Source organism: Arhodomonas sp. KWT (genome assembly GCF_010993615.1).
Genome location: NZ_WNXE01000066.1, coordinates 4,518 through 15,313 on the forward strand (window position 1 = coordinate 4,518; position 10,796 = coordinate 15,313).

General features: G+C 68.4%; 12 protein-coding genes and 1 pseudogene. All 13 read left to right on the plus strand.

Translation table 11 applies throughout. The annotated features are described in order from the left end of the window. Nucleotides 1–310, plus strand: a pseudogene (locus G7A99_RS25465) (zinc ABC transporter); the annotation flags it as partial. Beyond that, nucleotides 307–1,245: a DMT family transporter gene (locus G7A99_RS11150; protein ID WP_018718027.1), complete on the plus strand. Its 939-nt coding sequence runs from the start codon at nucleotides 307–309 to the stop codon at nucleotides 1,243–1,245. The pseudogene G7A99_RS25465 and the gene G7A99_RS11150, both read left to right, overlap by 4 nt. A gap of 21 nt (nucleotides 1,246–1,266) precedes the next feature. Beyond that, nucleotides 1,267–1,530, plus strand: coding sequence for an SHOCT domain-containing protein (locus G7A99_RS11155; protein WP_205599814.1), 264 nt, complete (start codon nucleotides 1,267–1,269; stop codon nucleotides 1,528–1,530). Nucleotides 1,531–1,624: 94 nt separating this feature from the next. Continuing rightward, nucleotides 1,625–1,963 (plus strand): hypothetical protein, encoded by a 339-nt coding sequence (locus tag G7A99_RS11160; protein WP_018718029.1) that lies wholly within the window; start codon nucleotides 1,625–1,627, stop codon nucleotides 1,961–1,963. A gap of 88 nt (nucleotides 1,964–2,051) precedes the next feature. Then, nucleotides 2,052–2,327, plus strand: a complete 276-nt coding sequence (locus G7A99_RS11165; RefSeq protein ID WP_018718030.1) for a DUF2933 domain-containing protein — start codon at nucleotides 2,052–2,054, stop codon at nucleotides 2,325–2,327. Beyond that, a complete protein-coding gene (locus G7A99_RS11170; RefSeq protein WP_026321055.1) occupies nucleotides 2,317–3,354 on the plus strand; it encodes a YncE family protein in 1,038 nt (345 codons plus the stop codon). The genes G7A99_RS11165 and G7A99_RS11170 overlap by 11 nt, the downstream gene beginning before the upstream one ends. Further along, a complete protein-coding gene (locus G7A99_RS11175) occupies nucleotides 3,351–3,878 on the plus strand; it encodes a DsbE family thiol:disulfide interchange protein (RefSeq protein ID WP_018718032.1) in 528 nt (175 codons plus the stop codon). The genes G7A99_RS11170 and G7A99_RS11175 overlap by 4 nt, the downstream gene beginning before the upstream one ends. A gap of 103 nt (nucleotides 3,879–3,981) precedes the next feature. After that, on the plus strand, nucleotides 3,982–4,719 hold the full coding sequence (locus tag G7A99_RS11180) for a cytochrome c biogenesis CcdA family protein (RefSeq protein WP_018718033.1): 738 nt from the start codon (nucleotides 3,982–3,984) through the stop codon (nucleotides 4,717–4,719). 281 nt (nucleotides 4,720–5,000) lie between these two features. After that, complete coding sequence (gene urtA / locus G7A99_RS11185; protein ID WP_026321056.1) at nucleotides 5,001–6,293, plus strand: urea ABC transporter substrate-binding protein; 1,293 nt, start codon at nucleotides 5,001–5,003, stop codon at nucleotides 6,291–6,293. Nucleotides 6,294–6,348: 55 nt separating this feature from the next. Further along, on the plus strand, nucleotides 6,349–7,935 hold the full coding sequence (gene urtB, locus G7A99_RS11190; RefSeq protein WP_240466247.1) for an urea ABC transporter permease subunit UrtB: 1,587 nt from the start codon (nucleotides 6,349–6,351) through the stop codon (nucleotides 7,933–7,935). 6 nt (nucleotides 7,936–7,941) lie between these two features. After that, nucleotides 7,942–9,069, plus strand: a complete 1,128-nt coding sequence (gene urtC, locus G7A99_RS11195; RefSeq protein WP_018718036.1) for an urea ABC transporter permease subunit UrtC — start codon at nucleotides 7,942–7,944, stop codon at nucleotides 9,067–9,069. Continuing rightward, a complete protein-coding gene (urtD, locus tag G7A99_RS11200; protein ID WP_163140236.1) occupies nucleotides 9,066–9,893 on the plus strand; it encodes an urea ABC transporter ATP-binding protein UrtD in 828 nt (275 codons plus the stop codon). The genes urtC and urtD overlap by 4 nt, the downstream gene beginning before the upstream one ends. Before the next feature lie 207 nt (nucleotides 9,894–10,100). Then, nucleotides 10,101–10,790 (plus strand): urea ABC transporter ATP-binding subunit UrtE, encoded by a 690-nt coding sequence (gene urtE / locus G7A99_RS11205; protein WP_018718038.1) that lies wholly within the window; start codon nucleotides 10,101–10,103, stop codon nucleotides 10,788–10,790. The last annotated feature ends 6 nt before the right edge of the window (nucleotides 10,791–10,796 follow it).

Sequence of the window (10,796 nt, forward strand, 5' to 3'; positions counted from 1 at the left end):
CGTGCTGATGGAGGGGACGCCCCCAGAGGTTGCCCTCGATGACGTGAGCCGGGCACTGAACGGGGTGGATGGGGTCGAGGACGTGCATCACGTCCATGCGTGGGAATTGACCAGTGGGCGCCGCGTGTTCTCAGGGCATCTGCGCGTCGCTGAAGGCGTCGATACCCAGTCGGTCCTGAGGCGGGCCCACCATATGCTCCGCCACGATTACGGGTTCTTCTTCGTAACGCTTCAGGTCGAGCGGGGCTGCCTGGATGAGTCCGGTGCGGAGACGATCGACGTGACCCGCACCCCGGAGCCTGGCGCATGAATCCGCGAGCCATCGGGCTGCTGACGCTGATCACGCTTGGCGAGGCCACGATCGGCGTGTTCGTCAAGCTCACCGGTGGCGCGATACCGGTACAGACGCTGACGTTCTACGCGATGGGGTTCGCGGCCGTGTTCCTGGTCCTGGCCCGGGCGGCAGTGGAGCGGCGCTGGCCGCGGTTTCCCCGCGGCAATGTCCGGGATACGGCGGTTATCGGTGTCCTGATCGCCGCCCAGGGTGCTGCATTCAATTTCGCCATGTCGCTCGTGCCCATCGCCAATGCGGTGATCTTCTGGAGCATCGCGCCGTTTTTCGTCTTCATCTTTTCCGCCCTGTTTCTCCGTGAGCCGGCACGGCGTAGCTACATCCTCATATTCGCCGTCGCGCTTGCTGGCGTGGTGATGGCGAGGCCCTTCAGCGGCGGGTATGCGCTTGGCAATGCCGTGGCGCTGTCGACCGGCGCGATCTACGCGGCGATGGTCACCTACCTGCGCCACGAGGGGAAAACCGAAACCGGCAGTGACATCGCGTGGTCCATGCTCGTGGCCGCACTGGTGCTTTCACCGTCGCTGTTTGTCGCCGGCCCCGGCGAGGTGACCGCGTCAACGACATTCGGCTCAGGTGGTCTGGAGGTCCCCGTATTGCTCTGGGCTGCCGGGCTGGGCGTTGTCTCGACGGGTGTTCCCTACTTCGGGATAGCGATCGTGCTCAAGTCGATCAGTGCGAATGTCTATGCGCTGGTGGACATCATTGTCTCACCGGTGGTCGCTTCGTTTCTGGGGTTCCTGGTTTTTTCCGAGGTGCCGGGCGAGGGGATGGTCTACGGCGGCGCCCTGCTGCTGGGCGCGGGTTTCTGGTTGACCCGGGAGATGTCCCGGGATTCGGGTAACAGGGCGGTGCATCCCTGCCAGTGCACTGCCCCGTCCGTTAGCGGTTGATGGCAGCACAAGGAGGCCAAGATGATGTGGGACGGCATGGGGTGGCACATGAACGCCTCGGGCTGGGAATGGTTTCTTCCCGGCGCGATTCATATGGTGCTTTTCTGGGGGGTTCTCATCGCGGCAGCGGTGCTGTTGGTGAAGGCGCTCTCCGACGTGACAGCGGGCAGGCGGCGCGGCAGCCCGGTCGCGCACACGATCCTCGCCGAACGTTACGCCAAGGGCGAGATCGACGAGGAGGAGTATCAGCGGCGGCTATCGCATCTGAAACGATCCATCCATTAACGGCAGACAGGTCATTCTACCGCCATATCATGACGAGCCTGACGCTACATCGTGAACGGGGCCACGGCCACGCATGTGTGACGGGGGATCGCGCATGAATCCCGCAGTCTGGCGACGGCTGCTGCTGATGCTGATCATCTGCGGCATTGCCCTGCCCGTCCTCGCCGATCGTGGCGCCGGCGTCACGTTGCGAGTGGGTGATGACGAGGTGCGGGTCTATGCCGTGACGGCCGAAGCGCGGCTTCCTGCGCCGGGACTCGGCTCGTCCGGCATCGAACTCACCGATGCCGATCTGCACTGTGCCCAGACCCACGGTATGGTGCGCGCCAGCCTCGTTTCACTCGATCCCTGTGCGCCGTCCGTCGCCGTCGTGACGGCGAAAGGCGCGGCGCCGGGCTATGCGGTGCCGCCTTTCCGCCCGCCCCGGACCTGACGTTCTTCATCCCTGATTGCCTTGTTCCCCCGCGCCACGGTGTATCCCGGGCCCGGGGGTGAGAATCCGGACTTCAAGGAGAACGTCCATGTCGATCGACGACCGATCCGTGCCCGCACGGCCGCATCGCCGTCCGGGCGAAGCCACACGTAGCGTCTCCGGGGCGCGGTCCAAATACATGCTGCCGTTACTGGCGCTGGGAACCGTTGTCGCGGTATTCGGCGTCTCGCAGACGGGAGCGTCCCTGGGGATGCTCTTCTACCTGGTGCTGCTCGCCTGTCCGCTCATGCACCTGTTCATGCATCGGGGGCGCCACTCGGGCGCATCCGGGGACCACAAGGGAGGGGGCGAGAATGAGGGCTAGGCTGTTTTCGCTGCTATTCGCCGGGTTCGTCGCTGCCGCCTCCGCCGAGGTCTCGGCGGGACAGGCCTATCTCCCAATGGGACAGGCGCGGGGTATCGCGGTGGTCGATACACAGCGCGATGCCGTGGTCGGCCATCTGCCGGGGGTACCCTCCGGGCACGGCCTGGCCCTGAGTCCGGACGGTGGGCTGCTGGTGGCGGCGAGCCTGGCCGCCGGGGCCACCATGGAGGCCGGGGAACCGGAGCACGCGGCCCATCACGGCGGAAAGGCCGCTGCGCGTGAATCCGGCGGCGGTGGTGTCGTCACCCTGATCCGGGCCGCTACCGGGGCGGTGGTGGCGCGGATCGCGATCCCCGGGCCGAGCCATCACGTGGCAATCACGCCGGACGGGCGTTATGCCGTGGCGACGCTGATGCGTGACGGTGGCGTCGCGGTCATCGACCTGCGTGAACGACGCCTCGCCAGGGTGGTTCCCACCGGGGTCGCGCCTAACTATGCCGTGCCGGCCGCGGACAGCCGGACCGTGTACGTGAGCAATTCGGGCAGCGCGACGGTGAGCGTCGTCGACGTGGTCACGGGCCGCGTTCGCGACAGCGTGACCGTCGACGCCGGCCCCGAGCACATGGTGCTGTCCGGGGACGGGGAACGGCTGTACGTGAACGCCGCAGGTGCCGGGGCCGTTACGGTGGTGGCCCTCCCGGAGGGCCGGGTTGTGCGTAGCCTCGAGACGGGGCGTGATCCCCACGGCATCGCGCTCGGTCGCTCCGGGCGCCGGCTGTTCGTGGCCCTGACCGGCGAGGACCGGCTCCTGGCCATCGATCTGCGCGACGGTTCCCGCACCAGCCGCGTGCTGGCGCCGATGCCCTACCACCTCGCGAGGGTTCCCGGTAACGGCCGGCTCTACGTCTCCAGCCGCGGCGAATCCCGCGTCTGGGTGGTGGACGGCCGCGATCTGGGTGTATCGGCGTCGATCCAGACGTCCGCGGTCGTCCACCAGATGGCGATGTCCGCGGAGGCGGGGCAGTGAGGCGGACGATCCTCCCACTGGCCATATTTCTCGCCGCCGCGGTGCTGCTCGGCGTCGGCCTTTGGCTGGATCCCTCCCGGGTGCCGTCTCCCCTTCTGGGGAAGGCGGCCCCCGCCTTCTCGGCACCGCGTCTGTTCCGGCCGGCGGAGACGGTCACGGAGGGCGATCTGCAGGGGCAGGTCGTCGCCGTCAACGTGTTCGCGAGCTGGTGTACCGCCTGCCGGGAGGAGCACCCCTTCGTTGCCGCACTGGCGGAGCGGATCCCGGTGTATGGGCTGAACTACAAGGACACGCGCGGCGACGCCCGCGCGTGGCTCGCCCGCTACGGTAACGCCTATCGCGCGGTGGCCTTCGATCCGAAGGGGCGGGTCGGACTGGAGTGGGGTGTGTACGGGGTGCCGGAGACCTATATCCTAGACGCCGACGGCGTCATCCGGCACAAGCACATCGGTGCGATAGATGCCCGCGGCCTGAACGAGGAAATCCTGCCGCTGGTCTCGCGGCTGCTCGGGGAATCGGCATGATGGCCGTAGCGCACGCCATTGTGCCGGTGCGGACAATGCCCGGCCCCTGTCGCTGCCACGAACGCGCCATTCGGGTTCGTTATCGATCGAAGGGGAGGTAGGCGTGCCTGAAATCGCCGGTATCGGTCTGCTGACCGCGTTCGCCGCGGGCATCATCTCCTTCCTCTCGCCCTGTGTGCTGCCGCTGGTGCCCGGGTACGTCTCCTTCGTCGCCGGGCGCTCCGTGGAGGAGCTGCAGACGCTGTCGGGCTACCGCGAGCGCCTGGCGGTCGTCGGCATGAGTCTGTCGTTCGTGCTCGGGTTCGCCACGGTCTTCATGCTCCTGGGCGCGAGTGCCACCGCCATAGGCCGTGTGATGCTGGCCTACAAGGAGACGGCCAACATCGTCGGCGGCACGTTCGTGATCGTCTTCGGCCTTTTCATGAGCGGAGCGCTACGGCTGCGGTGGCTCCATGGCGACACGCGGTGGATCCACCGCCTCGAACAGGGGGGAACCCCCTGGCTGAGCTATCTCCTCGGCGTGGCCTTCGCGTTCGGGTGGACCCCGTGCATCGGCCCCGTTCTCGGCAGCATCCTGACCGTGAGTGCCTCCGGGGCGGGGAGCGGTGTCGCCTTGCTCGGCGTCTACTCGCTCGGGCTCGGTGTGCCCTTCCTCGCAACCGCGCTGTTCATCAACCGCTTTCTCGACAACCGTGCCCGCCTGCGTGCCTGGGGGCGGCCGCTGCACATCATCGGTGGCGTGGTCATGATCGTGGTCGGCGTGGCGATGGTGACCGGACAGCTCGCGCGGTTCAGCTACTGGCTCCTCGACGTTTTCCCCTGGCTCGGCCGTATCGGTTAGTGCCCCCGGTCGGCAGGCGTCCGTGACGGTGGGTACGAGGCCCGTGGGCCACCTCGCCACCCCGCCGGAAGCGCTGCACCGCCATGATGCATTGGCGCCGGTGCAGTGCACCACGCCGGGGTGCGTGTCGACCACCGGTTACGTTTCCGGGTTTGCCGGTATTCCGTGAATAACCTTTTAAGACAGTGTCTTGGGCCTATTGGCACGATCCCTGTAATGCCCCTTTCCGATGCCGCCGGGCGGCGGTGCCAAATCAAGCAACGATCGAGGAAGGGGCAGCCATGAGAACAATTCGTAAACGTCTGGCCGGAGTCGTCGCGGGCCTGGCGCTCGCCGGTTCGGTGGGCGGCGCCCACGCCGCCGAGGAGCCCATCAAGGTCGGTGTCCTCCACTCGCTGTCCGGCACCATGGCCATCAGCGAGAGCACGCTGAAGGACACCATGCTCATGCTCATCGAGGAGCAGAACGCCAAGGGCGGCGTACTCGGCCGCAAGCTGGAGCCGGTGGTGGTCGACCCCGCCTCCGACTGGCCGCTGTTCGCCGAGAAGGCCCGCCAGCTCATCACCCAGGAGGGCGTGGACGTGATCTTCGGCGCCTGGACGTCGGTGTCGCGGAAGTCCGTGCTACCGGTGGTCGAGGAGCTCAAGGTGCCGCTGTTCTATCCGGTGCAGTATGAGGGCGAGGAGTCCTCGAAGTACGTGTTCTACACCGGTGCGGCGCCGAACCAGCAGGCGATCCCGGCGGTCAACTACCTGCGCAACATGCTCGGCATCGAGCGCTTCGTGCTCGAGGGCACCGACTACGTCTATCCGCGCACGACCAACAAGATCCTCAAGCGCTACCTGATGGACCGCGGCGTGGCCGAGGAGGACATCCTGGTCAACTACACGCCGTTCGGCTTCTCCGACTGGCAGAGCGAGGTCGCGCGGATCAAGGAGTTCGGTTCCCAGGGCAAGCCCACGGCCGTGGTGTCCACCATCAACGGTGATGCCAACGTGCCCTTCTACAAGGAGCTGGCCAACCAGGGCGTGTCCGCCGCGGACATCCCGGTCATCGCCTTCTCGGTGGGCGAGCAGGAGCTCTCGGGCATCGACACCGCGCCGCTGGTCGGGCATATGTCCGCCTGGAACTACTTCCAGAGCATCGATACCCCGGCCAACGAGGCCTTCATCGAGCGCTGGCACGAGTACATCGGTGACGACTCCCGCGTGACCAACGATCCCATGGAGGCCCACTACATCGGCTTCAACATGTGGGTGAAGGCCGTGGAGAAGGCCGGTACCGCCGACCCGGAGGCCGTGGTCGACGCGATGATCGGCGTCACCGCGCCGAACCTCACCGGCGGCGTGGCGGCGATGATGCCCAACCACCACATCACCAAGCCGGTGTTCATCGGCGAGATCCAGGACAACGGCCAGTTCGCTGCCGTCTGGCAGACCCCGGGCATGGTCGCGGGTGATGCCTGGTCGGATTTCCTGCCGGAGAGCAGCAAGATCATCTCCGACTGGCGCGAGCCGCTCGCCTGCGGCAACTACGACGTCACCACCGGCGAGTGCTCCGGCCAGGAGTACTGATCGTCGCTGCGGGGCGGTGCCGCCGGCACCGCCCCCACCCCACGGAGGACGGACGATGAGCCCAATGCTGCGCACCGCGCTCGTGATCGGGCTGTCGCTGGCGCTGAGTGCCGCGGCGGTGGCCGCGGACTTCGCCACCCTGCTCCAGGGCCTGGACACCCGTAACTTCCGCGAGAAGATGACGGTGACCGAACAGATCGCCGGCTCCGGCCATCCCCGGGCGGCGGCCGTGCTCACCGCCCTGTCGGCGGGGGATCTCTACGTCGACGACGCCAGCGGCCGCGTGGTCATCCGGCATGACGACGGACCGGTGACCGACGCGGCGACCGGCGAGCCCGTGGCCTCCCACGGCGGACTCGACCGGGTGATCGCGAACATCCTCATGCGCCGCCGCATCGAGGGCGCCCTGTCGCGGCTGCGCCTCAACGCGCCTGCGCCGCAGATGCGCCTGAAGGCCGTGCGTGGGCTCTTCGGCGACCTCGACGAGAACACCGTGGCGCTGCTGCGCGAGCGCCGCGACGCCGAGGACGACCCGCGGGTGGCCGCGGCGCTCGCCGTCGGTCTCGCGCTCTACGACCTGCGCGAGGGCAGCCGCGGCGAGCGCATGGCCGCCATCGATGAGCTCGGCGGCAATCTCGCGCCGGAGGCGCGCAATGCCCTGCGCCAGGCGGCGGCGGACGGGGCGCTGCCCGGGCCGGTGCGCGAGGTGGCCGCCTCGGCACTGGCGCGCACCCAGACCTGGGTGAGCTTCTACGACCGCGTCGAGCAGATCTTCTTCGGCCTGTCCCTGGGCTCGGTGCTGCTGCTCGCCGCGGTGGGACTCGCCATCACCTTCGGCGTGATGGGCGTGATCAACATGGCCCACGGCGAGCTGATCATGCTCGGCGCCTACACCACCTTCGTGCTCCAGCAGCTCATGCCCGGCCATATCGGCCTGGCCCTGGTGCTGTCGGTGCCCGCGGCCTTCCTGGTCGCCGGGGCCTTCGGCGTGGTCATCGAGCGCGGGGTGATCCGGCACCTCTACGGCCGGCCGCTGGAGACCCTGCTCGCTACCTTCGGCATCAGCCTCATTCTCCAGCAGCTCGTGCGCACGGTGTTCTCGCCCCTCAACCGCTCGGTGAGCGCGCCGGAGTGGCTGAGCGGCTCGGTCGTGCTCAACCCGGTGCTCTCGCTCACCGTCAACCGCCTGGTGATCATCGCCTTCGCCCTGGCCGTGTTCACCCTGCTGGTGCTCGTGCTCAACCGCACCTCCCTGGGCCTGAAGGTACGGGCGGTTTCGCAGAATCGTGCCATGGCCCGGGCCGTCGGCGTGCGCAGCGACTGGGTCGATGCGGCAACCTTCGGCCTCGGTGCCGGGGTGGCGGGGATCGCCGGCGTGGCGCTGTCCCAGCTCACCAACGTCGGTCCGAACATGGGCCAGTCCTACATCATCGACTCGTTCCTGGTGGTGGTCTTCGGCGGCGCAGGCAACCTGCTGGGCACGCTGGTCGGGGCGATGACGCTGGGCGTGCTCAACAAGTTCCTGGAGCCGGCGACGGGTGCGGTGCTCGCCAAGATCCTGGTGCTGGTGTTCATCATCCTGTTCATCCAGAAGCGGCCGAAGGGACTCTTCCCCCAGCGCGGCCGCGCGGCGGAGGCCTGACCCCCTATGACCGCTGACGCCAAGTCCCTGCCCCGGCTCGGCTACCGTGGCGGGCTGCTCACCGGCGACATCGCCGGGCGGGTGCTCATCGCGCTACTCCTGGCGGCGGCCGTGGCGGTGCCCGCCGCCAACCTTCTGGCCCCCGAGGGCTCGCTGCTGCACCTGTCGAGCTACACGGTGACGCTGCTCGGCAAGTACCTGTGCTACGCCCTGCTGGCGCTCTCGGTGGACTTGATCTGGGGCTACTGCGGCATCCTCAGTCTCGGCCACGGGGCGTTTTTCGCCCTGGGCGGCTACGCCATGGGCATGTACCTGATGCGCCAGATCGGTACCCGCGGCGTCTACGGCGATCCGGTGCTGCCGGACTTCATGGTCTTCCTCAACTGGGACCGGCTGCCCTGGTACTGGTACGGCTTCGACCAGTTCCCGGTGGCGCTGGTGGCCATCGTGCTGGTGCCGGCGGTGGTGGCCTTCGTGTTCGGCTGGCTGGCGTTCCGCTCCCGGGTCACCGGCGTCTATCTCTCGATCATGAGCCAGGCGCTGACCTATGCGCTGATGCTCGCGTTCTTCCGCAACGAGATGGGCTTCGGCGGCAACAACGGCCTTACCGACTTCAAGGACATCCTCGGTTTCGATATCCAGGCGGACACCACCCGGGCGGCACTGTTCGCCGCCTCCGCACTGGCGCTCGCCGGCGGCTACGCGATATGCCGGTTCATCGTCTCGAGCAAGCTCGGGCGGGTGGTGACCGCGGTGCGCGACGCCGAGGCACGGGTGCGCACCGTCGGTTACCGGGTGGACCACTACAAGGTCTGGCTGTTCACGGTCTCGGCGATGCTCGCGGGCGTCGCCGGGGCGCTGTACGTGCCCCAGGTGGGGATCATCAATCCGGGCGAGTTCTCGCCGCTGAACTCCATCGAGATCGTGGTCTGGGTGGCGGTTGGCGGGCGCGGCACCCTCATCGGTGCCGTGGTCGGTGCGCTGGCGGTGAACTACGGCAAGACGGTGTTCACCGGGGTCTGGCCGGAGGGCTGGCTGTTCGCCCTCGGGGCGCTGTTCGTGGTGGTCACGGTGTTCCTGCCCCGGGGCATCGTGGGGCTGCTGCGCCGCCGGCGCGGCGAGGAGGCGGCATGACGGTACTCGCGGAGGTCCTGCGTCGGGACCGGGTGTTCGACTTCGTCCTGCCCGAGCCGGACTTCGCCGGCGGGCTGGACACCCGCCACGGCCCGATCCTTTACGTCGAGGACGTGACCGTGGCCTTCGATGGCTTCCGCGCCCTCGACCGGCTCAGCCTGTACGTCGACGACGGCGAGCTGCGCTGCATCATCGGGCCGAACGGCGCCGGCAAGACCACCATGATGGACGTGCTCACCGGGCGCACGCGCCCGGACAGCGGCAGCGTGTGGTTCGGCAGCCGTATCGACCTGCGTCGGGCCTCGGAGACGGCCATCGCCCGCGGCGGTATAGGCCGCAAGTTCCAGACCCCGACGGTGTTCGAGCACCACAGCGTGATGGAGAACCTGGAGCTGGCGATGGCCGCGGACAAGCGCGTGTGGCCGACGCTGTTCGCGCACATGGACAGTGCCGACCGCGACCGGCTCGCCGAGGTGCTCGCGCTCATCGGCCTGGCCTCACTGGAGCGCCGGCCCGCCGGTGCGCTCTCCCACGGCCAGAAGCAGTGGCTGGAGATCGGCATGCTGCTGATGCAGAACCCGCGGGTGCTGCTCGTCGACGAGCCCGTGGCGGGCATGACCCATCAGGAGATGGAGCAGACCGGTGAGCTGCTTCAGCGCCTCGCGGGCCGGCATTCGGTGATCGTGGTCGAGCACGACATGGCCTTCGTACGCTCCATCGCCCGGCAGGTGACGGTGCTCCACCAGGGCAGCGTGCTCGCCGAGGGCACCATGGACGAGGTCCAGAACGACCCGCGGGTGGTCGAGGTGTATCTCGGTGAATAGTCGGACGCGTATCAGTCGCGGATCGTGGCGGGATGGGCCCGGCCGGGGAGGCCGATCCCGGACGCGCCATGAATCCTTCCGGGGACGCTCGGCCGCGGCCCTCCATGGCTGTAGACGGTCTGCGACCGGTCTGCCCGAGCGATCCGGCCCCCCGCGGTGGCACCGGCCGCGCCTTATCAATCAGACAGGGGAGGAGCGGACAGCCCTATGCTCTCGGTGATCGGCCTCAACCAGTACTACGGCCAGAGCCACATCCTCCGCGACATCGACCTGGAGGTCCCGGCCTGCGGCTGCACCTGCCTGATGGGGCGCAACGGCGTCGGCAAGACCACCGTGCTGAAGACCCTCATGGGCCTGGTGCCCGCCGCCTCGGGCACGATCACCCTGGAGGGCGAGTCCATCGAGCGCCGCTCCACCGAGGCCCGCGCCCGCGCGGGTATCGGCTACGTGCCCCAGGGCCGGGAGATCTTCCCGCGGCTGTCGGTGGAGGAGAACCTGCGCATCGCGCGCGCCGCCGTGGGGCGGCGGGACATCCCCGAGCGGGTGCACGAGCTCTTCCCGGTGCTCCACGAGATGCGCCACCGCCGCGGTGGCGACCTCTCCGGCGGCCAGCAGCAGCAGCTCGCCATCGGCCGGGCGCTGTGCCTGGAGCCGCGGCTGCTGATCCTCGACGAGCCCACCGAGGGCATCCAGCCCAACGTGGTGCGCGAGATCGGCGACGTCATCCGCCACCTCAACCGCGAGGGCGGGCTCACCGTGCTGCTGGTCGAGCAGAAGCTGCCCTTCGCCCGCCGCGTCGCGGACCACTTCGTGATCCTCGACCGCGGCGAGCGTGTCGCCGCCGGGGCCATGGACGAGCTCGACGACGATCTCGTGCGCGAGTACCTGACCGTCTAGCGCCCG

Coding starts and splice junctions, on each gene's coding strand:
- urtE (WP_018718038.1), top strand. CDS start 10,101: ATGCTCTCGGTGATCGGCCTCAACCAGTACTACGGCCAGAGCCACATC.
- G7A99_RS11170 (WP_026321055.1), top strand. CDS start 2,317: ATGAGGGCTAGGCTGTTTTCGCTGCTATTCGCCGGGTTCGTCGCTGCC.
- urtC (WP_018718036.1), top strand. CDS start 7,942: ATGACCGCTGACGCCAAGTCCCTGCCCCGGCTCGGCTACCGTGGCGGG.
- G7A99_RS11150 (WP_018718027.1), top strand. CDS start 307: ATGAATCCGCGAGCCATCGGGCTGCTGACGCTGATCACGCTTGGCGAG.
- urtB (WP_240466247.1), top strand. CDS start 6,349: ATGAGCCCAATGCTGCGCACCGCGCTCGTGATCGGGCTGTCGCTGGCG.
- urtD (WP_163140236.1), top strand. CDS start 9,066: ATGACGGTACTCGCGGAGGTCCTGCGTCGGGACCGGGTGTTCGACTTC.
- G7A99_RS11155 (WP_205599814.1), top strand. CDS start 1,267: ATGATGTGGGACGGCATGGGGTGGCACATGAACGCCTCGGGCTGGGAA.
- G7A99_RS11165 (WP_018718030.1), top strand. CDS start 2,052: ATGTCGATCGACGACCGATCCGTGCCCGCACGGCCGCATCGCCGTCCG.
- G7A99_RS11160 (WP_018718029.1), top strand. CDS start 1,625: ATGAATCCCGCAGTCTGGCGACGGCTGCTGCTGATGCTGATCATCTGC.
- urtA (WP_026321056.1), top strand. CDS start 5,001: ATGAGAACAATTCGTAAACGTCTGGCCGGAGTCGTCGCGGGCCTGGCG.